General features: G+C 71.8%; 22 protein-coding genes. 8 read left to right on the top strand and 14 right to left on the bottom strand.

The genetic code is table 11. The features are described 5' to 3' along the window. Window positions 1-6 precede the first annotated feature (6 nt). Together WFH32_RS01860 and WFH32_RS01855 are read left to right on the top strand one after the other, a co-directional pair. Complete coding sequence (locus WFH32_RS01860) at window positions 7-1,098, top strand: putative F420-0 ABC transporter permease subunit (protein WP_442946290.1); 1,092 nt, start codon at window positions 7-9, stop codon at window positions 1,096-1,098. A 71-nt stretch (window positions 1,099-1,169) separates the two neighbouring features. Beyond that, on the top strand, window positions 1,170-1,934 hold the full coding sequence (locus tag WFH32_RS01855) for a putative F420-0 ABC transporter ATP-binding protein (protein ID WP_336706171.1): 765 nt from the start codon (window positions 1,170-1,172) through the stop codon (window positions 1,932-1,934). Window positions 1,935-2,027: 93 nt separating this feature from the next. Here the strand turns inward: WFH32_RS01855 and WFH32_RS01850 are convergent, their stop codons facing one another. From WFH32_RS01850 to WFH32_RS01840, 3 genes are all read right to left on the bottom strand, one after another. Beyond that, window positions 2,028-2,453 (bottom strand): CoA-binding protein, encoded by a 426-nt coding sequence (locus WFH32_RS01850; protein ID WP_336706045.1) that lies wholly within the window; start codon window positions 2,451-2,453, stop codon window positions 2,028-2,030. Window positions 2,454-2,535: 82 nt separating this feature from the next. Beyond that, entirely contained in the window at window positions 2,536-3,117 is a 582-nt protein-coding gene (locus tag WFH32_RS01845; protein ID WP_336706044.1) for an anthrone oxygenase family protein, read from the bottom strand. Next, window positions 3,117-4,016, bottom strand: a complete 900-nt coding sequence (locus WFH32_RS01840; protein WP_191796979.1) for an NAD(P)H-binding protein — start codon at window positions 4,014-4,016, stop codon at window positions 3,117-3,119. Before WFH32_RS01840 ends, WFH32_RS01845 begins: the two co-directional genes overlap by 1 nt. Before the next feature lie 150 nt (window positions 4,017-4,166). On the opposite strand from WFH32_RS01840, the gene WFH32_RS01835 reads away from it, so the two are divergent. The 4 genes from WFH32_RS01835 (at window position 4,167) to WFH32_RS01820 (ending at window position 6,901) form a co-directional block, all read left to right on the top strand. Then, a complete protein-coding gene (locus tag WFH32_RS01835) occupies window positions 4,167-5,132 on the top strand; it encodes an AraC family transcriptional regulator (RefSeq protein WP_336706043.1) in 966 nt (321 codons plus the stop codon). 181 nt (window positions 5,133-5,313) lie between these two features. Beyond that, window positions 5,314-5,727 (top strand): nitroreductase family deazaflavin-dependent oxidoreductase, encoded by a 414-nt coding sequence (locus WFH32_RS01830; RefSeq protein ID WP_336706042.1) that lies wholly within the window; start codon window positions 5,314-5,316, stop codon window positions 5,725-5,727. A 54-nt stretch (window positions 5,728-5,781) separates the two neighbouring features. Continuing rightward, window positions 5,782-6,387 carry an HhH-GPD-type base excision DNA repair protein gene (locus WFH32_RS01825; RefSeq protein WP_191796982.1) on the top strand — a complete coding sequence of 202 codons (606 nt, stop codon included), beginning with the start codon at window positions 5,782-5,784 and terminating at the stop codon, window positions 6,385-6,387. A gap of 148 nt (window positions 6,388-6,535) precedes the next feature. Then, on the top strand, window positions 6,536-6,901 hold the full coding sequence (locus WFH32_RS01820) for a VOC family protein (protein WP_336706041.1): 366 nt from the start codon (window positions 6,536-6,538) through the stop codon (window positions 6,899-6,901). A gap of 59 nt (window positions 6,902-6,960) precedes the next feature. Here WFH32_RS01820 and WFH32_RS01815 read toward each other — a convergent pair whose 3' ends face one another. The 4 genes from WFH32_RS01815 to WFH32_RS01800 form a co-directional block, all read right to left on the bottom strand. After that, complete coding sequence (locus WFH32_RS01815) at window positions 6,961-7,350, bottom strand: hypothetical protein (protein ID WP_336706040.1); 390 nt, start codon at window positions 7,348-7,350, stop codon at window positions 6,961-6,963. Between the two features lie 190 nt (window positions 7,351-7,540). Further along, window positions 7,541-8,488: a coenzyme F420-0:L-glutamate ligase gene (locus tag WFH32_RS01810; protein WP_336706039.1), complete on the bottom strand. Its 948-nt coding sequence runs from the start codon at window positions 8,486-8,488 to the stop codon at window positions 7,541-7,543. 5 nt (window positions 8,489-8,493) lie between these two features. After that, entirely contained in the window at window positions 8,494-9,492 is a 999-nt protein-coding gene (locus tag WFH32_RS01805; RefSeq protein ID WP_191796986.1) for a TIGR03557 family F420-dependent LLM class oxidoreductase, read from the bottom strand. A gap of 127 nt (window positions 9,493-9,619) precedes the next feature. Then, complete coding sequence (locus WFH32_RS01800) at window positions 9,620-11,548, bottom strand: DUF4914 family protein (RefSeq protein WP_191796987.1); 1,929 nt, start codon at window positions 11,546-11,548, stop codon at window positions 9,620-9,622. A 213-nt stretch (window positions 11,549-11,761) separates the two neighbouring features. Here WFH32_RS01800 and valS point away from each other — a divergent pair, with 213 nt between their 5' ends. Beyond that, window positions 11,762-14,497 (top strand): valine--tRNA ligase, encoded by a 2,736-nt coding sequence (gene valS / locus WFH32_RS01795; RefSeq protein WP_336706038.1) that lies wholly within the window; start codon window positions 11,762-11,764, stop codon window positions 14,495-14,497. A gap of 87 nt (window positions 14,498-14,584) precedes the next feature. Here the strand turns inward: valS and WFH32_RS01790 are convergent, their stop codons facing one another. Together WFH32_RS01790 and WFH32_RS01785 are read right to left on the bottom strand one after the other, a co-directional pair. Beyond that, on the bottom strand, window positions 14,585-15,784 hold the full coding sequence (locus tag WFH32_RS01790) for a baeRF2 domain-containing protein (RefSeq protein WP_191796989.1): 1,200 nt from the start codon (window positions 15,782-15,784) through the stop codon (window positions 14,585-14,587). 214 nt (window positions 15,785-15,998) lie between these two features. Next, window positions 15,999-16,352 carry a chorismate mutase gene (locus WFH32_RS01785; protein WP_138824868.1) on the bottom strand — a complete coding sequence of 118 codons (354 nt, stop codon included), beginning with the start codon at window positions 16,350-16,352 and terminating at the stop codon, window positions 15,999-16,001. Window positions 16,353-16,461: 109 nt separating this feature from the next. Between WFH32_RS01785 and WFH32_RS01780 the strand changes: the two genes are divergently transcribed. After that, window positions 16,462-18,282: an AMP-dependent synthetase/ligase gene (locus WFH32_RS01780; protein WP_336706037.1), complete on the top strand. Its 1,821-nt coding sequence runs from the start codon at window positions 16,462-16,464 to the stop codon at window positions 18,280-18,282. A 136-nt stretch (window positions 18,283-18,418) separates the two neighbouring features. Here WFH32_RS01780 and clpX read toward each other — a convergent pair whose 3' ends face one another. From clpX to tig, 5 genes are all read right to left on the bottom strand, one after another. Then, on the bottom strand, window positions 18,419-19,690 hold the full coding sequence (clpX, locus tag WFH32_RS01775) for an ATP-dependent Clp protease ATP-binding subunit ClpX (protein WP_138824872.1): 1,272 nt from the start codon (window positions 19,688-19,690) through the stop codon (window positions 18,419-18,421). Between the two features lie 148 nt (window positions 19,691-19,838). Then, the gene (locus WFH32_RS01770) at window positions 19,839-20,555 is read right to left on the bottom strand and encodes an ATP-dependent Clp protease proteolytic subunit (RefSeq protein WP_030150967.1); all 717 of its coding nucleotides are present in this window, start codon (window positions 20,553-20,555) and stop codon (window positions 19,839-19,841) included. Window positions 20,556-20,605: 50 nt separating this feature from the next. Then, window positions 20,606-21,232 carry an ATP-dependent Clp protease proteolytic subunit gene (locus tag WFH32_RS01765; protein ID WP_030150966.1) on the bottom strand — a complete coding sequence of 209 codons (627 nt, stop codon included), beginning with the start codon at window positions 21,230-21,232 and terminating at the stop codon, window positions 20,606-20,608. 194 nt (window positions 21,233-21,426) lie between these two features. Continuing rightward, window positions 21,427-22,725: a hypothetical protein gene (locus tag WFH32_RS01760; protein ID WP_336706036.1), complete on the bottom strand. Its 1,299-nt coding sequence runs from the start codon at window positions 22,723-22,725 to the stop codon at window positions 21,427-21,429. A 227-nt stretch (window positions 22,726-22,952) separates the two neighbouring features. Then, window positions 22,953-24,341, bottom strand: a complete 1,389-nt coding sequence (gene tig, locus WFH32_RS01755) for a trigger factor (RefSeq protein ID WP_191796992.1) — start codon at window positions 24,339-24,341, stop codon at window positions 22,953-22,955. Between the last annotated feature and the right edge of the window lie 312 nt (window positions 24,342-24,653).

The raw sequence follows: 24,653 nt of genomic DNA, 5'->3' as shown, positions 1-24,653 counted from the left end.
CACCCCGTGCGAACCCTCGTGCCCGTGAGGAGCGTCGACCCGTCGGCGGCCCACGCACCCGTCGGGCGGCCGGCGGACCGTCGGCGAGCCACCCCGTGGTGGCTCGCCGGGGCGTCGGTCGCGCTCGTCGTGAGCGTCGTGGTCGCCGTGACGATCGGCCCCGCCGACCTCACGTGGAGCGACGTGTGGCGCTCGGTCGCGACGCACGTCGGGCTCGGCGGGCTGCTCGGCCTCGAACCGCTGCCGCTCCTGCAGGACGGCATGGTCTGGCAGCTGCGCCTGCCGCGCGTCCTGACCGCGGCGGCCGTGGGGGCCGGTCTCGCGATCTGCGGGGGTGTCATGCAGTCCCTCACGCGCAACCCGCTCGCCGACCCGTACCTGCTGGGGCTCTCGTCGGGCGCGTCGCTCGGCGCGGTCCTCGTCCTGGTCCTCGGCGTGAGCGTCCTGCTGCCCGTCGCGGCGTTCGGCGGCGCGGTCCTGGCCCTCGTCGCGGCGCTCGCGCTCGCTGGGTCGCTCGGGGCCATCACCCCGACCCGCACCGTCCTCGCCGGCCTCGCCGTGAGCCAGCTCGCGGCCGCCGCGACGTCGTTCATCATCTTCTGGTCCGCGACCGGTGACTCCTACCGCGAGATCCTGTCGTGGCTCATGGGCTCGGTCGCGGGCGCCACGTGGACGTCCGTGGCGATCGCGGGCGGGGCCGTGCTGGTCCTCGGGACGCTGCTCGCGTCGACCGGGTCGGTGCTCGACGCGTTCACGTTCGGCGACACCGCGGCCGCGGGCCTCGGCATCGCCGTGAACCGGACGCGCTGGGTGCTGCTCGTGGGGGTCGCGCTGCTCACGGGCGCGCTGGTCTCGGTGTCCGGGGCGATCGGCTTCGTCGGGCTGATCCTGCCGCACGCCGTCCGGCTCCTGACCGGGGCGCGCCACCGCGTCCTGCTGCCGCTCGCGGCCCTGCTCGGCGGCTCGTTCCTCGTGTGGGCCGACACGCTCGCCCGCACGATCTTCGCCCCGCGCGAGCTGCCCGTGGGCATCCTGACGGCCGCGATCGGCGCGCCCGTCTTCGCGATCATCCTGTGGCGAGGGAGGCGGGCACTGTGAGCACGGCGAAAGCCCCGGGCGCTGTGGACGCTGCGGATGCCGCGACCCTCGGCGCGGACGGCTCTCGTGGGCTGGACGCTGCGCGCGTCTCCTGGTCGGCCGGGTCGCGGCTCATCCTCGACGGGGTCGACGTGACCGCCCCTCCGGGGGCCGTGAGCGGCCTGCTGGGACCGAACGGGTCCGGGAAGTCGACGCTGCTGCGCGCGATCGCGGCCACGCAGGTCCCGGACGCGGGCGAGATCCGCTTCGACGGCGAGGACCTGCTGGGCATGCCGCGCCGACGCCGCGCACGCCGTCTCGCGCTCGTCGAGCAGGACGCGTCGACCGACCTGCCGATCTCGGTGCTCGACGCCGTGCTGCTCGGCCGCATCCCGCACCGCTCGCTCCTCGCGGGCGACACCGAGGCCGACCGGGCCGTGGCACGCGAGGCGCTCGCCCGGGCCGGGGTCGAGGACCTCGCCGACCGGTCGCTCGCGACGCTGTCCGGCGGCGAGCGCCAGCGCGTGCACATGGCCCGCGCGCTCGCCCAGGACCCGGCCCTGCTGCTGCTCGACGAACCCACGAACCACCTCGACATCGCGGCCCAGCTCGCAGCCATGACGGTGCTGCGCAAGCTTGCGGCGGACGGTGTCACGGTCCTGGCGGCGCTGCACGACCTCAACCTCGCGGCCGCCGCGTGCGACCACGTCGTGGTGCTGGCGGAGGGGCGCGTCGTCGCCGCGGGCGGGGTGCGGGACGTGCTGGTGCCCGCGGTCGTCGAGCCGGTCTACGGCGTCCGCTGCGACGTGCTGCCCCACCCGCGCACGGGGCGCCCGGTCCTGGTCTTCGGTGACTGACCCCGCCGTGTCACCCGGGCTGCCGAGAACGGGGTTGAGGTCGTTCTGGTAGTCAGAACGACCTCAACCCCGTTCTCGGCACCAGGCGGGGAGTCAGGCGACGGGGCCCCGGCGCGGCCACTCGATCGCGGGGCAGCGGTCCATGACCATGTCCAGGCCGGCCTCGCGCACGCGGGCGAACGCGTCCTCGTCGACCACGCCGAGCTGGAACCAGACGGCCTGGGCGCCGACCTGCACGGCCTGGTCCGCCACGTCGCCCGCGAGGTCGGAACGCACGAACACGTCCACGACGTCGACGGGGAACGGGATGTCGGCGAGCGAGGCGTACCCCTGCTCACCGTGCACCGTCTCGGCCGCCGGGTGGACGGGCACGATCCGCTTGCCCTGACGTTGGAGCAGCTGTGCCACCCCGTACGCCGCGCGGGCCGAGTTGTTCGACAGGCCCACCACGGCCCAGGTCTCGGTGTCCGCGAGGACCCGGCGGATCGTGGCGTCGTCGCCCCAGCTCTGTTCGCTCATACCGGGGCAAACCTCGGCGCAGGAGCGGCTATTCCTGCCCGTCCCCCCGGTCCCGGTCCAGGACCAGGCCCGACGGCGCCGCTCACCCCACGAGGCGCGTCACCAGTCCCAGGGTCAGGAGCAGCGCGGCCACCGCGCACGCACACGTCCGCACGTGGTTCCAGGCGACCCAGCGCCCGAGGAATACCCTCCAGACCTGGTCCCGCTCCGCCGTCGGGCTCGCGGGGCGAACCCTCACCCCGCCCGACCCTCCACCCGAGGACGAGGCTTCGCCCGACCGTGGACCCGAGGTAGAGACCGCCGCGTCCGCGGCCTCGAGGCGGTCGTTGAGCGGGACGTTGACGGCAGCGGTCACACCGATCCCGCCCACGAGGTAGGCCACGGCCGCGGCGAGGACGAGCGACATCCCCGCGTCGCCGAGCCGCGTCGCGGCGACGACGCCCAGGACCGTCACGAGGCCGGTCGTGACGAGCAGGAGCGAACCGAAGGGCGCCTTGGTCGCGTGACGGTTGATCGAGGCCATCGCGACCGCGCCGATCTCCGGGGCGACCGACCGCAACCCCGCCATGACGAAGGTCGAGAACGCGAAGAGCACTCCCCCGACCAGTGCGCAGCCGACGGCTGCCGCGGCGACCGCCCATCCGAGGACTCCGAGCACGTCCATCAGTGGACCTCGGAGAACGTGGGGGCTGCCGGGGAGCCGGACGGCGCCGACCAGGCGGTGGCCTCGCGGCGGACGAACTCTGCGAAGTCCCCCGGCTCGCGCCCGAGCGCCTCGCGGACTCCGGGTGCCAGGTGCGCGTTGCGTCCGTCGAGGACCTCCTCGAAGAGGTAGCGCACGAGGTCGACGGCGTCGGACGGGAGGCCCGCCGCCCTCAGGCCTGCCGCGAACTCGTCGCCCGTGACGGTCTCGAGCCGGACGTCCCGGCCGCTCGCCGCGCCGATCTCCGCGAGCGCCTCGCCGAAGGTCAGCAGCCGCGGTCCCGTGAGCTCGTAGACGCGCCCCTCGTGGCCCGGCTCGGTCAACGCCGCCACGGCGACCTCGGCCACGTCCTCGAGGTCGACGAAGGGCTCGACGACGTCCGACACCGGGAGGAAGGCCACGCCGTCGAGCACGGGGTCCAGCAGGAAGCTCTCGCTGAAGTTCTGCGCGAACCACGCGCACCGCACGACGGTCCGCGCGGGAAAGACGTCGGCGACGAGCTGCTCGGCGCGCTGCGCCTCGGGCTCACCACGTCCTGAGAGAAGGACGAACCTCTGGACCCCCTCGCGGGCGGCGACGCGCGCGAAGTCGGCGACGACCTCCGGGATCCCGGGGGCCGCGAGGTCGGGGGCGACGGCGACGTACACGGCGCCGGTACCGGCGACCGCGGGGCCCCAGGTCGCCGGGTCGTCCCAGTCGAGACGCACCTCGGTGCTGCGCGAGACGGGACGGACGGGGACGCTCGCCGCGGTCAGGCGGGCCGCGACCCGGCGACCCGACTTTCCCGTCGCGCCGACGACGGCGACGAGAGGCGCAGCGGTGGGGACTGCGGGCGAGGGGTAGGGCTGGCGCGTGGTCATGTCGGTCTCCTGAGATCGAGGGGATGCGGTCGTCGATGCGTTGCCGTGGTTCGAGTCAACCGGCCCGAGGTGAGACGTTCCATGGCTGAACCGCTCGTCCGCATGTCCGTTCGTCTTCCGTAGCGCGAGCGGGCGGCGTACCGTCGAGACATGGACGCTGTCGCCGGACTCCTCGACGGGCCCCGCGCGCGCGGCGCCTTCCTGCTGCGCTCGCTCCTCTCCCCACCGTGGTCGAAGCGCATCGAGGACGAGGCACCGCTCACGCTCGTGCCCGTCGTGCGAGGGACGGCCTGGATCGGCATGGAGGCCGGACGGAGCCCCGACGAGCCCCGGCTCGAGGCGCACCTCGGCGACGGCGACGTCGCGCTCGTGCGCGGTCCGCGCCCTTACACCGTGGCCGACTCCCCCGGGACACCGCCGCAGATGGTGAGCGACGCCGTCGGGGCCTGCCGCGCCGTCGGGGACGGCCCCTCGCCCCTCGTGGACCTCGGCGTGCGGACCTGGGGCAACGACCCCGACGGGCCGACCGTGCTGCTGACCGGGACCTACCCGCTCGACGGCGAGGTGGGTGGCCGGCTGCTGAGCGTGCTGCCGCCGTTGCTCGTGCTGCGCCGCGGCGACCTCGACGCCGACCTCGTGTCGCTGCTCGCGCGCGAGGTCTCGCAGGACCGGCCCGGCCAGGAGGCCGTGCTCGACCGGCTCCTCGACATCCTGCTCATCGGCGCGCTGCGCGCCTGGCTCGACCGCGGCGACGCCCCCGGGTGGTACCGCGCGGACGCCGACCCCGTCGTCGGGCACGCGTTGCGGCTCATGCATCACGAACCGGCCCGCCCCTGGACCGTGGAGTTGCTCGGGCGGACGGTCGGTCTGTCGCGGGCGGCGTTCTCGCGCCGCTTCACCGAGCTCGTGGGGGAGCCGCCCATGAGCTACCTCACCGGGTGGCGCCTGACCCTCGCGGCCGACCTCCTGCTGGAGCCTGGCGCGACCGTCGGCTCCGTGGCCCGGCAGGTCGGGTACGGGACACCGTTCGCGCTGAGTGCCGCGTTCACGCGGGTGCGAGGCATGAGCCCGACGGCGCACAGGGAACGGGCAGGGGCGGAGGCGGGGGCCGCCTGACGGTCCGCCTCGCCGCAGCGCCGGAAGGCTCTTCAGGTGCCGAGGACGAGGTTGCGGTCGCGATGGCGGTCTTGACGACCACGAGGTCGTGCTCGGGTGCGCGCAACGTCGTGCTCGACGAGCGGCTCGCTGTTGCGCTGCGCGGTGGCCACACCTCACCCACGCGCGCACCATGGCTGACATGCCCATCCCGCACGTGATCGCCCGGAGCAACCGGCGGTTCCTCAACCCGTTCGTGCTGCGCGTCTCGTCACGCGTGCCACCGTTCGCGACCGTCCACCACCACGGGCGGCGCAGCGGTCGCACCTTCGCGACGCCCGTCATGGCGTTCCGCGAACCGCCCTCGACCGACGCCCCGCGCGAGGTCCGCGTGATCGTCGCCCTGACGTACGGGGCCGACGTCGACTGGCTCAGGAACGTCGAGGCGGTCGGGCTGTTCGGGCTCACGCGAGGTGGGCGCGGCTACGTCGTCGACGACCTGCGGCGGTTGCACGGGGACGACGGGCTGCGGCTCGTGCCCGCCGTGATCAGGGTCGCGCTGCGGGGGCTGCGGGTCGACGAGTTCCTCGACGGGCGGGTGGGACCGCCGCGCTGAGGGGTCTCCCGGGCCGCTCCGGCACCCGCCCCGCACGGCTGCGATGATGGGGACATGGCACACGACCTGTGGTTCACCGGCGACCCGGAAGCCGACACGCTGCTGTCCACCGACCCGTTCGCGCTGCTCGTCGGCATGCTCCTGGACCAGCAGGTCACCATGGAGTCGGCGTTCGCCGGGCCGCTCAAGATCTCCCAGCGCATGGGCGGGTTCGACGTGCACCGCATCGCGTCGGCCGAGCCCGAGGGGTTCGCCGCGATGGCGGCCACTCCCCCGGCGATCCACCGCTACCCGGGTTCCATGGCGGGCCGCGTCCAGGCCGTGGCGCAGGTCGTCGACGAGCAGTACGACGGCGACGTCACGCGCCTCTGGACCGACCCGGGGCCCGACGGCGGCACCCCCGACGGCCCGCTCGTCCTCAAGCGGCTCAAGGCCCTGCCGGGGTTCGGCGAGCAGAAGGCGAAGATCTTCCTCGCGCTCCTCGGCAAGCAGTACGGCGTCCAGCCCGCGGGGTGGCGCGAGGCGGCCGGCGCGTACGGCGAGGACGGCGCGCGACGCTCGATCGCCGACGTCGTCGACCAGCACTCGCTCGACCAGGTGCGCGAGACGAAGAAGGCGGCCAAGGCCGCGGCGAAGGCGGAGCGGGCCGCCAAGGGCTGAGCCCTCCCGTCGCCGTGGTGGGCAGCCGGCACCGATGCCCGACGACGTCGCTCCCCCGGTCCGACGGGTGCCTGCTGCGCTCGACGGACGTAGCGTGGAGACGTCGGGCGTGCGTCCGTGCGCCCGCTCGCCCTCCGGAGGAGTTCCCATGGCTCACGGCGACATCACGCACATCGACATCCCCGTCGGCGACACCGACGCGGCCCGCACGTTCTACAGCGGGCTGTTCGGCTGGGACATCGCCGAGGTTCCCGGCTTCGAGGGGTACCCCATGTGGCGCGCCCCCAACCAGATCAGCGGGGGCGGGCTCGCGCCGCGCGAGGAAGGGTTCACCACCCCGCGCAGCTACGTCGAGGTCGACTCGATCGACGACACGCTCGCCCAGGTCGGCTCGCTCGGCGGCAAGGTCCTCATGGCCAGGACGCAGATCAGCCCGACGAGCTGGTGGGCCGTCTTCGAGGACCTCGACGGGAACCAGCTCGGCCTCTACGAGGGCGTCACGACCATGGACTGACGCGTGCGCCGGGCCGGCGTGTGCGCGGCGGCCTGCGCCAGGTCGCTCGACGTGCCTCGTCAGGCGGGACCGAAGACCACCCGTCCGTCGGGGTCCTCGGTTCGTCGCGGTCGCAGTCGCGCGGGCGCCGGCCACGGCAGCTCGTACCGGACGACGTGGGCGTCGATCGCCCCGAAGTCGTCGGTCTGGACGACGACGTGCTCCGGGGTGACCTCGACGAGGCGGACGCGCAGCGGTTCGCCGCCCTCGTCCTCGAGCATCCAGACGTCGGCTAGCCAGGACAGTCCCGCGCGGTCGAGCACCTCTTCGGCGTCGAGCCAGTCGACCGGGTCGGTGAGGTCGTGGCCCAGGAGCGAGACGGCGACCCAGGCGTCGCCCTCGGGGCGGATCCAACCGACGTGCTCACGGTCGTCGGGTCGGCGGTGCGGGATCCAGTCGGTGGGGAGCATCCCGGAACGATAGCGACGACCACGTCCGGGCGCCCAGCGAATTGACGCACCCGGGGCTCGGCACGGGCCGAACACGCACCTACCGCCGACCGACCGCACGACCCGATCGCCGAGTGTGCAGCTCGGGTCGCGCAGCCCCCACGCTGACCACCCGAACTGCACCCTCGACCCCCGCCCCCCCACCGAGGGATCAGCCCTGCACCGGGTTGCCCGTCCCCTCGCGGAATCCCTCGGCGAAACCTTCGCGGTACCCGTCGGCGTACCCACCCTCGTGGGCGACCCGTTCGATCGCCGCTCGACCGGCCACCTGTCCCGCGGTCACTCCCCGCGCGTACGCCTCGGCGGATCCCTCCCGGAACATGTCGGTCTCCGAGGCCCGCACGAGCACGCGCGCCCCTGGTCCGTCGTCGTCGGTCACGAACCGACCGAGGCCGCGCACCACGGCCACGGGTCGCCCCGCGGCCTTGCCGCGCACGAGCTCGGACGCCGCCGCGATCTGGTCCGCGACGGCCGTCACGGTCACGGACAGCTCGCGCCCGTGGGCGTCGACGCCTCCGCGCAGGTCGTCGAGCGCGACCACCCCGGCGACGCCGATCGCGAGGTCCGTGAGCCCTTCGCGCCACGCACGCCCGGCCGTGTCGGACACGACGACCCCGAGGCGCACCCCGAACCGTTCCGCGAGCGCCGCCCGCAGCGCGCGCGCCGAGGCGTCGGGGTCGACGGGCAGCAGCAGCACGGTGCCCTCGGGGGTGTTCGAGGCGTCGACGCCTGCGGCGGCCATGACGAGCCCGAGCCGGTTCTCGACGATGCGCAGCACGCCCCCCGGGTACGGACGCGTCGCGACGACGCGTACGGTCTCGTCGGTGATGGCCTGCTCGCGGTCGGCGGCCGCGACGACGCGCCCCTCGGCCTTGGACACGACCTTGCTCGTCACGACCACGACGTCCCCGTCGCGCAGCCCGCCCTCGCGGTCGAGCGCGTCCCCGACGATGCGTGCGAGGTCGTCCCCGGGCGAGACCTCCCCGATGCCCGACGGCGCCACGACCGTGAAGCGGGTCTCGTCACCCTCGGCGTGGCGCGCCCCGGGCGACGCCGCTGCACCGGGGAGGGCTGCGCCGTCGGGCCGGGCGGTGGGCATGTCCGTCACCGGACGAGCTTCGGCAGGACGTCGCGCGAGAACGTGTCGATCCACTCGCGCTGGTTGCGGCCCACGTTGTGCAGGTAGATGCGGTCGAAGCCCAGGTCGACGAACTTCTGGATGTAGGCGCGGTGCACGTCGGGGTCGGACGAGATGACGAGGCGTCCCTCGAAGTCCTCGGGGCGCACGAGCTTGGCCATCTGCTCGAAGTCGAAGGGCGAGCGGATGTCGGCCTTGGGGAACTTCATGCCGCCGTTGGGCCACTCCGTCATGGCGTTCGTCAGCGCCTCCTCGTCGGTCTCGGCCCACGACATGTGGAGCTGGAGGACCTTGGGCATGGTCTGCGGGTCGCGGCCGGACTCGCGGACGCCGTCGTCGAACTTGCCGAACAGCATCGAGATCTTCTCGAGCGGCGCACCCACGGTGATGAGTCCGTCGGCGTGCTTGCCTGCGCGCTTCGCGGTGACCGGGCCGGCCGTGGCGACGAGGATCTCGGGCGCCACCTCGGGCATGGTCCACAGTCGCGTGGACTCGTGCTTGTAGAACTGCCCCGCGTGCTTGGTGTCCTTGCCCGCGAGCGACGCGGCGAAGAGCTTCTTGATGATGTCGATGGCCTCGAACATGCGGTTGATGCGTTCGGGGGCCTCGGGCCAGTACTGCGCCGTGACGTGCTCGTTGAGGGCCTCGCCCGAGCCCAGGCCGAGCCAGTGCCGTCCCGGGTACATCGCGGCGAGCGTCGCCGAGGCCTGCGCGACCATCGCGGGGTGCCAGCGGAACGTGGGTGCCGTGACGCCCGGTCCCAGGTCGCCGCGCGTGCGCTCGCCGAGGGCCGACAGGACGTTCCACACGAACGCCGAGTGCCCCTGCGCGGGGACCCACGGCTGGAAGTGGTCTGCGGCCATGACACCCGAGAAGCCCTTGCTCTCGGCGTACTCGGAGAGGGCGATGACCTCGGTCGGGTGGAACTGCTCGAGCATGGCGGCGTAGCCGATCGTCAAGTCCATGGACCGACCTTAGTACGCGTGCCCGCCACCCACTCCGCGGTCGCGCAGCAGGGGCCGACGGACGGCCGCCCGGTCCCGTGGACCGGACGGCCGTGCTGCTCGACGTGGACCGCTCAGCGGGGGCCGGTCACGTGAACAGCGGGGTCAGCGCCGCGTACTCCTCGACCGAGCCGTCGCGCAGGCAGACCTCGATGATCTGGCGTCCCAGCGGGTCCAGGTCGTCGGTGAGGAACTGCTGGAGCTCGCTCTTGAAGAAGTCGGTGATGATCCTCGCGCCCGCGTCGTACGCCTCGACGCCCACCTGGGACTGCATCTCGGGCTTGAGGAAGGTCGGGCGGACGAGCTGCCCGTCGATCTTCATCTCCTGGAGGGTGTAGCCGAACAACGCGCAGCGCGAGGGGGTCAGCTCCTCGGCCCGCAGCTTGCCGCCGCCGCGACGGGCGAGGTACTCGCGGGTGAGCCACTCGGCCGCGAAGTCGACCTTGTAGGCGCCGATGTGCTGGTTGGGCGTGAGCACGTAGCGCGTGCGGTCCATGTCGACGAGCTGGCGCAGCAGGAGGTTCGCCGCCGCGACCTTGGTGCCGGTCGAGAAGGGCCAGTACGACCCGACGCCCTCGGCGACCATGCCGCCGTGGGCCAGCTTGTCGGTCGCGGTCTTGGACTCGCCGATCGAGGGGTTCTTGTCCCCGCGCGGGGCGATGAGCCGCCAGATCCACGCGAGCGACGGCGGCACGATGTGCATCATGCCCATGATCCCGTAGGTCGGGTTGTCGCGGGTGCAGGCCGGCATCCGGGCGCCGAAGGTCCGCACGTCGACCTCCTCGGCGCCTGTGACGTCGGTCAGGAGGTGGCGGGGCACGACCACGCGGGGGTTGGGGCAGCGCTTGCCCGTCGAGTCGAGCGTGTGCTCCCAGGGCAGCACGGTCGCGTCGGGGACGCCGTCGATGTTGAAGAAGACGAGCGGTTGGTCGGGGTGGATGCAGGCCCGTTCGAGGTGCGTGTCCTGGCCGTAGCCGGTGAGGTTGTCGACGCGCACGAACCAGCCGTCCTCGGCGTCGGCGACCACGAGGCGCCCGTCGCCCGTCTGAAGGTCGACGTGGCACAGGGTCATGTCGTCGGTCACGGGGTCCAGGGCGCTCGTCTCGCCGAGGTTGATGACGTAGGGCTCGTCGGTCACGACGTTGGTGCCGAGCAGGATGCGCCCGTCCTCCTGGCGACGGATCTCCTGGCACATCTCGGACTTGCCCCCGCCCGAGGCGCCCTCGTGCATGATGACCGTCTCGTTCTCGTACGGGGTCGTGACGCGGACCGACGACGCGTGCGCGGTGACCCAGCCCTCCTGCTCCCCGACGTCGAGGAGGACGGAGAAGACGCCCTTCTTGGCGCTGGGACCCGGGTAGAGGTTGTACGCGAAGACCTCGTGCAGCGTGTCGGTGCGGTCGTGGACCACGACCTGGCGGCCCTCGAAGTGGGTGTGCCGGAACGGCGGGGCGACGTAGAGGATCGAGCGCGGCTCGAACGGGCCGATCTCGTCGAACGTGACCCAGCCCTGCAGGTCCACGAGCGTCAGCGCGAAGAACGCGGAGTTGACGGGGCAGATCGCGAGCGAGGGGTAGCCGTGCGTGAGGCCGCCTGCCTTGAAGGGCACGACGACGAGGTCCTGCCCCGCGAGCCAGTCGAGCGTCTCGGCCTTGACGTCGGCGAACTCGGCCCCGAACACGTCCCGGTAGCGCGGCTTGTCGGTGGGCAGGTCGTCGGCGATGCGCATGCAGTCGGGGTCACGGCGACGCATGTAGTCCTCGGGGTAGTTCACGGCGATGCCGTTCTTGCACCGCACCACCTCGGCCTCGGGCACCGGCGTGCCGAGCACGTCGTACTCGACGGTGAACCGGGGCCCGCCCTCGGGGCCGAGCGCGAGCCGGTAGAGCTCCTCGCGGGAGGACGGGACGATGACGTTCGCACAAGCATCCAGGGCGGCCTGGACAGCGGGGGGAAGGACCATGCCGGCGGGGATGCTTCCGGTTCCGTGCACGGCCACGCTGTCGATCACTGTCATTGCAACTCCTGGGTCGGACCTCGAACGAAAGGCGTCGAGATGATGGGGCGCGTCCACGTACGCCCCCGCCTTTGCTTGAAGGTTACGAGCCGATGACCATGTCAACCAGGGACCTTTGACCTTTGTTTCATTCGGGAAAACTCGGGTACCCCGGCTCCGTCCGGGGACCGGCCGTTTCGCAGGGGCCTCCGAGATTCTGGGAGAATGTCGTCCATGAGCTCACCCGCCGAGGGCACCACGCCCGCACCCGCCACCCAGACCACCGCCGCACCCGCCCCCACCGAGGGCACCGAGGTAGTCCGCGCCGTGGTCGGCGAGGTACCGGACAAGGTGAGCCTCGACGGCCTCGAGACCAAGTTCGACGCCGCCTGGACCGAGCAGGGCACCTACTCGTTCGACCGCACCAGGACGCGCGAGCAGGTCTACTCGATCGACACCCCGCCGCCCACGGTCTCGGGCTCGCTGCACGTGGGTCACGTGTTCTCCTACACGCACACCGACGTCGTCGCACGCTTCCAGCGCATGCGCGGCCGCGAGGTCTTCTACCCCATGGGGTGGGACGACAACGGCCTGCCGACCGAGCGCCGTGTGCAGAACTACTACGGCGTGCGCTGCGACCCGTCGCTGCCGTACGTCGAGGGCTACGAGCCGCCGCTCCAGGGCGCAGAAGGCAAGAGCGTCAAGGCCGCGGACCAGCAGCCCGTCTCGCGCCGCAACTTCGTCGAGCTGTGCGAGCGGCTGACGGCAGAGGACGAGGTCCAGTTCGAGGAGCTGTGGCGCCGCCTGGGCCTGTCGGTCGACTGGTCGCACCACTACCAGACCATCGGCGTCCCGGCCCGCATCGTCGCGCAGAAGGCGTTCCTGCGGAACCTCTCGCGCGGCGAGGCCTACCAGTCCGAGGCCCCGGGCCTGTGGGACGTCACGTTCCAGACGGCAGTCGCGCAGGCCGAGCTCGAGGCGCGCGACTACCCCGGCCACTTCCACAAGGTCGCGTTCCACGCACCCGGTGGCGAGAAGGTCTACATCGAGACGACACGCCCCGAGCTGCTCGCAGCGTGCGTGGCCCTCATCGCGCACCCCGACGACGAGCGCTACCAGGGCCTGTTCGGCACCACGGTCACCTCTCCCCTGTTCGACGTCGAGGTGCCCGTCCTGGCGCACCCCGCCGCGCAGATGGACAAGGGCGCGGGCATCGCGATGTGCTGCACCTTCGGCGACCTGACCGACGTCCAGTGGTGGCGCGAGCTCCAGCTCCCGACGCGCTCGATCATCAACCGTGACGGGCGCATCACGCGCGAGACCCCCGCGTGGCTCACGTCCGAGCGGTCGGTCGCGCTGTTCGAGGAGATCGCGGGCAAGACGACGTTCTCGGCGCGCTCGGCCGTCGTCGACGCGCTCCGCGAGGCCGGCGACCTGGACGGCGAGCCCGTCGCGACCCAGCGCAAGGCGAACTTCTTCGAGAAGGGCGACAAGCCCCTCGAGATCGTGACCTCGCGCCAGTGGTACATCCGCAACGGCGGTCGGGACGTGGCGCTGCGCGAGGAGCTGCTCGCGCGCGGCAAGGAGCTCGACTTCCACCCCGAGTTCATGCAGGTGCGCTACGAGAACTGGGTCGGGGGCCTCAACGGCGACTGGCTCGTCTCGCGCCAGCGCTTCTTCGGCGTCGCGATCCCGCTGTGGTACCCCGTCCTGGAGTCGGGCGAGACCGACTACGAGCACCCGATCGTCCCCGACGAGGCGCTCCTGCCGATCGACCCGTCCTCCGACGTCCCTGCGGGCTACACGGCCGACCAGCGCGGCGTCCCGGGCGGCTTCGTGGGCGAGCCCGACGTCATGGACACGTGGGCCACCTCGTCGCTCACCCCGCAGATCGCGGGCGGCTGGGAGTCCGACCCGGACCTGTTCGAGCGCGTCTTCCCCATGGACCTGCGCCCCCAGGGCCAGGACATCATCCGCACCTGGCTCTTCTCCACGGTGGTCCGCTCGCACCTCGAGCACGGGTCGCTCCCCTGGACCAACGCCGCGATCTCGGGCTGGATCCTGGACCCCGACCGCAAGAAGATGTCCAAGTCCAAGGGCAACGTCGTCACGCCCATGGGCCTGCTCGAGGAGCACGGCTCCGACGCGGTCCGCTACTGGGCGGCCTCGGCGCGCCTGGGCACCGACGCGGCGTTCGAGGTCGGCCAGATGAAGATCGGCCGCCGCCTCGCGATCAAGGTCCTCAACGCGTCCAAGTTCGCGCTGTCGTTCGGCGGCAGCGAGATCACGCTCGACCCGGCTCTGGTGACCGAGACGATCGACCGCGCGATGCTCGCGGGCCTCGCCGACGTCGTGGACCGCGCGACCGAGGCGCTCGAGACCTACGACCACACGCGCGCCCTGGAGCTCTCGGAGACCTTCTTCTGGGCGTTCTGCGACGACTACCTGGAGCTCGTCAAGGACCGCGCCTACGGCGCTGGCGCCGGACCCGACGACGTCACGTCCGCGACGCAGTCGGCTCGCGTCGCGCTCGCCCTGGCTCTCGACACGATGCTGCGGCTGTTCGCGCCGTACCTGCCGTTCGCGACCGAAGAGGTGTGGTCGTGGTGGCGCACGGGTTCGGTGCACCGCGCACCGTGGCCCACGTCGGCCGGTCTGCGCACGGGCGCCGGCGACGCCGACCCTGCGGTCCTGACCGCCGCGGGTCACGCGCTGGCCGCGCTGCGCAAGGTCAAGTCCGAGGCCAAGGTGTCGATGCGCACCCCGATCCTCGCGGTGACGCTGGCCGTCCCCGCCACGTCGATCGAGGGCGTGCGCGCTGCGGCGGAAGACGTCCGTGGCGCGGGCCGCGTGACCGGCCCGCTCGACCTGGTCGAGGCGACCGACGGCCAGGGCGACCCCGCCGTCCAGGGCGGCATCGTCGTCGTGCACTCCGAGCTCGGCGAGCCCGAGGTCCGCAACCGCGGCTGACGCTCCCCCGGACGACGCAGGGCCCCGACCGCACGTGCGGTCGGGGCCCTGCGTCGTGCTGGCGATCCAGCGCGGCGTCCGAGGGGATCAGACCATCTCGCCCCGCAACCTCACGTCGTCCCCCGACATGGTCGCGGCGACCTCGTTGGGCGTCCCGTCGTCGTTCCACCGGAGGGTGGCGCCGACCCCCTCGATGAGCTCGACGCTGCCGTCGGGCGAGAACGTGAGCCCCGCGTCCTGGCCGATCGCGGCCCGGACGAGGGCCACGGTCGCGGGCAGCTCCTCGATCCCCTCGCTCACGCCCAGGTCGGTGATGTCGGAGCGCGAGGACCCGATGTGCAGCGGGCTCGGCCCGACCCACAGGGTGCGCCCGTCGAGCTCGGTGTCCTGGCCGTACTCGTCCGCGAGGATCAGCTCCTTGACCTGTCCTCGCGAGAGCACCGCGACCACGTCCTCGAGGGACGTCACGGCGGCCGCCTCTCGGCCCTGCTCCTGCCGGAACTCGGCGAGCACGGCCTCGCGGCGGCGCTCGCGGAAGCTCTCGAGCGCGTCGGCGACCTTCGCCTCGAAGGCCGCCTCGTTGATCCCGGCGCCGCGTCCGCCGCCCGCGACCTCGACCACGAGCTCGTCCGTGGCCTTGGTCAGCGCGGCCCGCACGAGCGGCACGGCGCGCACGTCGCCCGTGACGAGGATGAGCTCGGGTCGGTGCTCGAGGACCTGCCGGTCGAGCTCGGCCGCGACCGCCTCGGCGTTGCGCTCCCAGGAGTCCTCGGCACGCGCCTCGATCCGCTTGTGCGACAGGCCGCCCGTGCGGACCTTGTTGATGACGTCGTGCCCGCCCTCGACGGACTCGGCGTCGCCGTACGGCAGGTGCCCCCCGGCGACGGACCACGTGAGGTCCGCACCCTGACGGTCGACGACGACCCGGACGTAGTCCACGGACTCGTCGGCCGCGCGCGCAGCCTGGAGCAGGGCGGGGACGGGCCCCCAGAGTCCCTTGGTGACAGCGGGAGGGTCCTTCAGGACCCGGTCGACGAGTACGCCTTCCTCGTCGGCGATGAGCACTCGGCCGTGCGGGCCGGGCATCCTCGTGGGGAGGGTGACGGACTCCTCGAGCTCGTCGATGATGCTCGCCGGGGCTCCCGCTGCGGCGAGCGCCCGGCGCACTCCCTTCCACCGGTTCTCGACCTCGCGTGCGGTGGCCTCGTCGCCACGTGTCGCGTCGAGGTAGACGGTCGCGAACGGGCCGGGGTGGCCGAGCAGGGGCTTGAGCCAGTCGATCTTCATGCAGGCACCTCTAGACATCCATCGTCGGAGGGACGGTCGGAGGCCGACCGCCCCGATGTCCTCCCCAGCCTGCGGCACGTGGCCGACGAACGCCACCGGGGACGGCCGCCCCGGCGTGGCTCACGGCAGGCTCACGGCAGGCTCACGGCGAACCTGCCCCGGGCTCTCAGGGGATACGCCGCGGTAGCCCGTCGTCGCCCCGCGACGGGACCCTTCAGGAGTAGGTGTCCAGCACGGGGGCCTCGTCCTGGTGCTCGCGGGCGATCCGCTGGTGGTGCCGGATGACCTCGCTCACGATGAACTCGCGGAACTGCTCGGCGAACGCCGGGTCGAGGCCCGAGGACTCTGCGATGCTGGTCAGGCGGGCGATCTGCTGCTGGTCCCGTGCCGGGTCCGCGGGCGGGAGGCCACCCTGCGCCTTGAGCTCGCCCACCCGGCGCGTGAACTTGAAGCGTTCGGCGAGCAGGTGCATGAGGGCGGCGTCGATGTTGTCGATGCTCTCGCGCAGCCTGAGGATCTCGGCGGGGACAGGGTGCGACGGTGTCGTGGGGGCGGGAGGCTCGGTCATCCGTCGATCCTAGGCTCGCGCGGGGTGCCGGCGAGGCGGCCGACGGAACGTGGGACGCCCGGTACACAGTAAAATCGGTCCTTGCCCCACCACTCAGCGGAGAGTTGACATGACCGAATTCGCGTCGCCGAGCCTCGTCGAGGTACCGACCACCAGCAGCATCAGCACGCTTCTCACCGACCGCGTCGAGCGCTCCGGGGACGACGCGGTGATCGAGCGACGCCTCACCCCGGGCGGCCCCTGGCACTCCGTGAGCGCCCGCGCCTTCGACGACGACGTGGTCGACGTGGCCCGCGGGCTGCTCGCGCGCGGCGTGCAGGCCGGCGACCGCATCGCGATCATGTCGCGCACCCGCTACGAGTGGACGTTGCTCGACTTCGCGGTCTGGGCCGCCGGCGGCGTGCCCATCCCCGTCTACGAGACCTCCTCGGCCGACCAGGTCGAGTGGATCCTGTCGGACTCGGGCGTGAGCGTCGCCGTCGTCGAGACGCCCGCGCACGCGGCGATCGTCGAGACCGTCCGCGAGCGGCTCCCGCTCCTGCGGGAGGTCCTGGTGATCGACGACGGCGCGGTCGACGACCTGCGCGCCGGCGGCTCCACGGTGACGCGGGACGAGGTCGCCGCACGCCGCGCCGCCACCGGGCGCGACGACCTCGCGACGATCATCTACACGTCGGGAGCGACCGGGCGTCCCAAGGGCGTCGAGCTCACGCACCTCAACTTCGTGCACCTGACCCGCAACGGCGTGGCGGGTCTGGCCGAGATCGTCGCGACGCCCGACGCACGCACGCTGCTCTTCCTGCCCCTCGCGCACGTCTTCGCACGGTTCGTCCAGGTCGTGTGCATCGCGTCGCCCACCGCGGTCCTCGCGCACAGCTCCGACATCAAGAAGCTCGTGCCGGACCTGGGCTCGTTCAAGCCGACGTTCCTCCTCGCGGTCCCCCGTGTGTTCGAGAAGGTCTACAACGCCGCCGAGCAGAAGGCGGGCGCGGGCGCCAAGCGGCGCATCTTCCACTGGTCGGCCAAGGTCGCCATCACCTACTCGCGCGCGCTCGACTCGGCCTCGGGTCCCTCGATCGTCCTCAGGGCGCAGCACGCCCTCGCGGACCGGCTCGTGTTCGGCTCGATGCGTACGGCCCTGGGCGGCGACCTGACCCACTCGATCTCGGGCGGGGCGCCGCTCGGTGAACGCCTGGGCCACTTCTTCCGCGGTGTCGGGCTCACGATCCTCGAGGGCTACGGCCTGACCGAGACCACGGCCCCGTCGGCCGTGAACCTGCCCAGCCGCCTCAAGATCGGCACCGTCGGCCCTGCGTTCCCCGGGACCGCGCTCAAGGTCGACGCCGAGGGCGAGCTCTTCGTCAAGGGCGACCACGTCTTCCGGGGCTACCACAACCAGCCCGAGCTGACCGCCGAGGTCCTCCAGGACGGCTGGTTCCGCACGGGCGACCTCGCCTCGCTCGACGAGGACGGCTACCTGCGGATCACGGGGCGCAAGAAGGAGATCATCGTGACGGCGGGGGGCAAGAACGTCGCTCCCGCCCAGCTCGAGGACCGCCTGCGCGCCCACCCGCTCGTGAGCCAGGTCGTCGTCGTCGGTGACCAGCGTCCTTTCATCGGCGCCCTGGTCACGATCGACCACGAGATGCTCCCCGGCTGGCTCACGACGCACGGCCTGCCTGCCATGGACGTCGCGACGGCCGCGACGAACCCGACCGTGCTCGCGGCCCTCGACCGCGCCGTCACGCGCGCCAACGAGGCAGTCTCCCGGGCCGAGTCCATCCGCAAGATCCAGGTGCTCACGACCGACTTCACCGAGCAGAACGGCTATCTCACGCCGTCTCTCAAGGTCAAGCGCAACCTCGTGCTCCGTGACTTCACGACGACGATCGACGACCTCTACGGCGCACCCGCGAACGCGGACGCCTGACGTTCGGGCCGCTGCGCGGCGCCGCGCGCGCAGCACGGCCCCGCGCCGCACGGCACCGCCCTCGCGCACTGCACGGCAGACAGACGACGAAGGGCCCCGGAACCGAGGTTCCGGGGCCCTTCGTCGTGCGTGCTCCCTACGCGCTCTTCTCGCGCGGCGCCCGCTTGATCGCGGACCGCGGGACGAGGGTCGGGTTGACGTTGTCGAGCACGGCCTCACGCGTGATGACCACACGCTCGACGTCGTCCCTGCTGGGGACGTCGAACATGGCCTGCTGGAGGACCTCCTCCATGATGGCGCGGAGCCCGCGGGCACCCGTGCCACGCAGCAGCGCCTGGTCGGCGATCGCGCTGATCGCGTCGTCCTCGAACTCGAGCTCCACACCGTCGATCTGGAACATCCGCTGGTACTGCTTGACCAGCGCGTTGCGCGGCTCGGTGAGGATGCGCACGAGCGCCTCCTGGTCGAGCTTCGCGACCGACGTGATGATGGGCAGACGCCCGATGAACTCGGGGATCAGCCCGTACTTCTGCAGGTCCTCGGGACGCACCTCGGCGAAGAGGTCCGCCTCCTCGTGCGAGTCCATGGGAGCCCCGAAGCCCACCCCGCGCTTGCGCGAACGGGTGGCGACGATCTCGTCGAGCCCGGCGAACGCCCCGGCCACGATGAACAGGACGTTCGTCGTGTCGATCTGGATGAACTCCTGGTGCGGGTGCTTGCGGCCGCCCTGCGGGGGCACCGAGGCCGTGGTGCCCTCGATGATCTTCAGCAGGGCCTGCTGCACGCCCTCACCGGACACGTCACGCGTGATCGAGGGGTTCTCCGACTTGCGGGCCACCTTGTCGACCTCGTCGATGTAGATGATGCCCGTCTCGGCCTTCTTGACGTCGTAGTCGGCGGCCTGGATGAGCTTGAGGAGGATGTTCTCGACGTCCTCGCCGACGTACCCCGCCTCCGTGAGAGCCGTGGCGTCCGCGATCGCGAACGGCACGTTGAGCATCTTCGCGAGCGTCTGCGCCAGGTACGTCTTGCCGGTGCCCGTGGGGCCGATCAGCAGGATGTTCGACTTGGCGATCTCCACCTGGGAGTCGTCCGAGGGGCGTGCGTGCTCCCCGGCCTGGATCCGCTTGTAGTGGTTGTAGACCGCCACTGCCAGCGCCCGCTTCGCGGCGTCCTGCCCGATGATGTACTGCTCGAGGAAGTCGAAGATCTCCCGCGGCTTGGGGAGCTCGACGAGCCCGAGCTCGGCCGCTTCCGACAGCTCTTCCTCGATGATCTCGTTGCAGAGCTCGATGCACTCGTCGCAGATGTACACGCCGGGGCCCGCGATGAGCTTCTTGACCTGCTTCTGGGACTTGCCGCAGAAGGAACACTTCAGCAGGTCTGCACCATCTCCGATCCGAGCCACTACGAGCCTCCTAGCCTCGGTCTTGCTGCTGCGCCGGGACTGAGGCCCCCGCGATCTGGGACGACACGCGCCGACCTACCACCATTGCACACCACCGGGGGCCCGTTGTCAGCCGGGCACCCCGGTGGGTCGGGGGGAAATGTCGAGATCAGGGCTTGTTCTGGATGACCGGCTTGCGGCTCTCCAGGACCTGGTCGACCAGACCGTACTCCTGCGCCTGCTTCGCCGTGAGGATCTTGTCACGCTCGATGTCCTCACGGACCTGCGCGACGTCGCGGCCCGAGTGCATGGCCAGGGTGTCCTCGAGCCACTCGCGCATGCGGATGAGCTCGTTCGCGTGGATCTCGATGTCCGAGGCCTGCGCGTAGCCGCCGCCCTCCATCGCGGGCTGGTGGATCAGCACGCGGGCGTTGGGCAGCGCGAGACGCTTGCCGGGCTGGCCGGCCGCGAGCAGCACGGCCGCGGCGGAGGCCGCCTGCCCGAGGCACACGGTCTGGATCTGCGGCTTGATGTACTGCATGGTGTCGTACAGCGCCGTCATGGCCGTGAACGAGCCGCCGGGCGAGTTGATGTACAGGATGATGTCGCGGTCCGGGTCCTGGCTCTCCAGGACGAGGAGCTGCGCCATGACGTCGTCCGCGGACGCGTCGTCGACCTGGACCCCCAGGAAGATGATGCGGTCCTCGAACAGCTTGGTGTACGGGTCCTGGCGCTTGAAGCCGTAGGCCGTGCGCTCCTCGAACTGCGGGAGCACGTAGCGCGAGGACGGTGCGCCGTGCGGGAGGGCGATGCCGCCGCCGGCGCCCGCGCCCGCGAGGCGCTGAGCGGTCGAGATGTACTGGGATTCCTGGCTTGCGTAGCTCAAGGTGTCTCCTCGGGTGGGATCGTGGGTGGGGGGCCGGGGCGTCGGTGAGCTCAGCTGCTCGCCGTGCCGCCGCCACCCGTCACCGACGAAGCGTTCGTCACGACGTGGTCGATGAAGCCGTACTCGAGGGCTTCGGGCGCCGTGAACCAGCTGTCACGGTCGTTGTCCTTGAGGATCTTCTCGAGCGGCTGGCCGGTCTGCTCGGCCGTGAGCTCGGAGAGCACCTTCTTCATGTGCATGATGAGCTGCGCGTTGATGCGCACGTCGGTCGCCGTGCCGCCGATGCCGCCCGAGGGCTGGTGCATCATGACGCGGGCGTGGGGCGTCGCGTAGCGCTTGCCCTTGGTGCCCGAGGAGAGCAGGAACTGCCCCATCGAGGCGGCCATGCCCATCGCGATGGTCGCGACGTCCGGCTGGATGTACTGCATGGTGTCGTAGATCGCCATGCCGGCCGTGATCGACCCGCCCGGCGAGTTGATGTAGAGCCAGATGTCCTTGTCGGGGTCCTCCGCGGCGAGCAGCATCATCTGGGCGCAGATGGCGTTCGCGTTCTCGTCGCGCACCTCCGAGCCCAACCAGATGATGCGCTCCTTGAGCAGCCGGTTGTAGATGGAGTCGTTCAGGCCGAGTCCCGGCCCCTCGGCTCGTGCCACCGGAAACTGATCGCTCACGTCCATCTCCTTCGTCGATCCCTCAGTCGCTCGCGACGCTCGAACGTCGCGGCTGGTCGGCTCCTCCGTCTGGACGGACTCACCGTTGCTGTGACCCTAACGCGGGCGGGGAGCGGAAACCGTCCCGATATCCGGGGTTTTCGCTGTCGGCGCAGGAAGGGCGCCCCCGATGCCCGACGGCGTCGCTCACCGCCCGCCGATCACGCGTCCTGGGTGCCGCGTGGCGCCCCTCCGGGGTTGCGTGGCCAGAACGCCCACGCGGCGTTGAGGACGCACAGCGCCGCGAAGAACCACCCCCGTACGGGGCTGTCGAAGTACGTGAACATGGCGACGGAGACCCCACCGATGATCGGGATCGCCAGGATCTGCCACGTGAGGAACCACCACGGCTTGCGACGCCGGGCATCGTCGAGGTCCAGCCCGGCGGTGAGCCGTCGCGCCACGGGATCGTCCGCCCCGGTCGCGCTGTCCGCCATGGCCGACCGGAGGAACGACCGGGGGTGCTCCACGACCGCACCGGGCAGCGCGTCGAGCCGCACCTGACCCCGCAGGGCGGGCAGCACCTCGACCGGGAGGGCCAGGATCGCGGCGAGCCTGTCCAGCGCGTCGGCGGGGTCCCGCTCGGAGAGGAGCTCACGCAGGGCCGCGGCCCGGTCGTCGTCGAGCCCGAGGGCGCGTGCGACCTCCTGGGGGTCGCTCGGCTCGACCATGATCTGGTCGAGGACGACGTCCGCGATCGACTCGTCGTCGATGCTCCCGTCCGCCCTGGTCGGGTCCACGACGTCCCACCCGGGTCCGAACTCGTGCCCCACCATGGTCTTGCCGGCCACGACGAGGAAGCCGGACCACCCTCCGTTGACCCACAGGTGGAGCACGGGTCCCTTCGCCGGCCAGGTCGCGACCTGGGACACGTCCTGCGTCGACTCGAGCCCGGTGACGATCGCCGCCGCGCGGGTCGTCGCGGTCGCCGGCACCGTCACGAAGCGCACCGGGACCTTCGCGGTGTGCGCGAGCATGGCCGACTCGTGCGGTGGGAAGTCCGCCACGACCAGGTCCCGGTACTCGAACCCGACGGAGAGCATCCCGTCGTCGCCCGGGAACGCCCCTTCGTCGAACGAGAGCGAGGTCCCCAGCCTGGCGTCGCCAAACGCGGCGTCGAGCGCTCGGTGCAGCTCCCCGGTCCCGGCGGCGAGCACGAGCGTCCATCCGGTCTCGGGGTCGGACAGCAGGACCTCCTCGTCGTCGCCCGCGGCCGGCGGCTCGCCGACCTGCCCCCGGCGGACCACCACGGGTCGGAGGTCGTCACCCTGTGGCGCGGCGAGCAGCTTCGCGACCACCCAGCCGTCGACGCCCACGTGACGGCCGGCGATCGTCGCGCCGACGACTCCTGCCGTGCGCAGCACGTCGGCGAACGCGCCCGCGACCTGGGCCGCGTCCCCGCCGAGCGGGACGCGGACGGCGGCGAAGCAGAGCGCGAAGGACGGTCGACGACGAGGCATGGCGGGCTCCCCTGGTAGCGGCCGGAGCCGTGGGACTGGTGACGGATCGGGCCCGCTCGGAAGCCCCCGCGCTGCGTCGATCGCGGCAATCTACTCTCTCGGGGCCGGGCCTGGGAAGACGGTCCGCCCCGCCCTGCACCGGGACGACGTCGGCCCCCACCTCCGTGAGGGAGGTGGGGGCCGAGGCCGGGCGGGGGCTCAGGGAGCCCCAGGTGTCGTGAGGAGGATCAGGCCTTGTCGGCGGCTGCCTCGTCCTCGGAGACGACCTCGATGCCCTCTTCGTCCGTGATGTCGGTGACGTCCTCGCCGGCGGCGGCGGCCGCGGCGTCAGCAGCCGCGTCCTCCTCGTCCGAGCCGATGAACTCGCTCAGGTCCACGACGTTGCCCTCGGAGTCCTTGACCTCGACCTGGCGCAGGGCCACGGCGAGAGACTTCGACCGGGCGACCTCGCCGACCATGGCAGGGATCTGACCGCCCTGGTCGAGCGACTGGATGAACTGGTTCGGGTCCATCCCGTACTGGCGCGAGGCGTTGACGAGGTAGTCCAGGAGCTCGTTCTGGGCGACCTTGATCTTCAGCTGCTCCGCGAGCGTGTCGAGGAGGATCTGGTTCTTGAGCGCCTTGGCCGCGTCGACCTCGACCTCGGCACGGTGCGCCTCGTCCTCGAGGCGTCCCTCGGACTCGAGGTGACGGTGCACCTCGGCCTCGACGGCGCCCTGGGGAACGGGGATCTCGGTGTTCTCGAGGAGGTGCTCGACGAGGGCGTCACGAGCCGCGACAGCCTGGTTCGAGGTCTTGATGCTCGCGACCTGCTCGCGCAGGTCCGCCTTGAGCTCCTCGATCGTGTCGAACTCGGACGCGAGCTCGGCGAACTCGTCGTCGGCCTCGGGCAGGTCGCGCTGCTTGACCGAGGTGGCCGTGACGGTGACCTCGGACTCCTTGCCCTCGTGGTCGCCACCGGCGAGCGGCGCCTTGAAGGTCGTGGTCTCGCCGGCCGACAGACCGGTGAGCGCCTCGTCGAGGCCCTCGAGCATGTTGCCCGAGCCGATCTGGTAGCTGATGCCGGAGACCGAGTCGATCTCCTCGTCGCCGATGACGGCCTTCAGGTCGATGACGACGAAGTCGCCCTCGGCGGCCGGGCGGTCGACGCCGACCAGCGTGCCGAAGCGCTCGCGCAGCGCGTCGAGACGCTCGGCGATGTCGTCGGCGGAGACCTCAGCGGCCTCGACGGTGAGCGTGACCGAGTCGAGCGCGGGGATCTCGATCTCCGGGCGGACCTCGACCGTGGCCGTGAAGTGCAGCGCACCCTCGGCGTCGAGCGGGACCTCGGTCACCTCGACGTCGGGCTGGCCGAGCGGGCGGATGCCCGTCTCGTTGACGGCCTGGCGGTAGAAGCCGGACAGGCCGTCGTTGATGGCGTGCTCGAGCACGGCAGCACGACCGACGCGCTGGTCGATGATGCGCGCGGGGATCTTGCCCTTGCGGAAGCCGGGGACGTTCACCTGCTCCGCGATGTGCTTGTAGGCGTGGTCGATGCTCGGCTTGAGCTCGTCGTACTCCACCTCGACGGTCAACTTGACCTTGGTGGGGTCCAGGGTCTCGACGGCGCTCTTCACTTCGATGATCTCCAACTGATCGGGGAGCCGACGTGCGGCAACGGGGTGCGTGCATGTCCCGCCGGTTGCAGCGGGACCTGTTCGAACGTTCATCGATCGGTGGCAGACGCTGGCGCCTGGTCGATCGCGTCGCCTCGAGCGGTGCGGCGGCAGCCTCAAAGGGCCTCCACCGGAAAGGGCGCACGGACAACCCGTCCATGGTACGCCACACCTCGTGGGCGCCGGCGCGCCGAGGGTCGGCACCCGCCCGGCACCTGCCCGGCACGAGCAGGACCACGGCCCGGCACCTGCCCGGGCGAGGTGTCGGGGCCG

This window comes from Oerskovia sp. USHLN155, from assembly GCF_037145535.1.
GTDB lineage: Bacteria > Actinomycetota > Actinomycetes > Actinomycetales > Cellulomonadaceae > Oerskovia > Oerskovia rustica.
The sequence above is the reverse complement of the archived record's forward strand: the minus strand, read 5'-3'. Positions and strand labels throughout refer to the sequence as shown.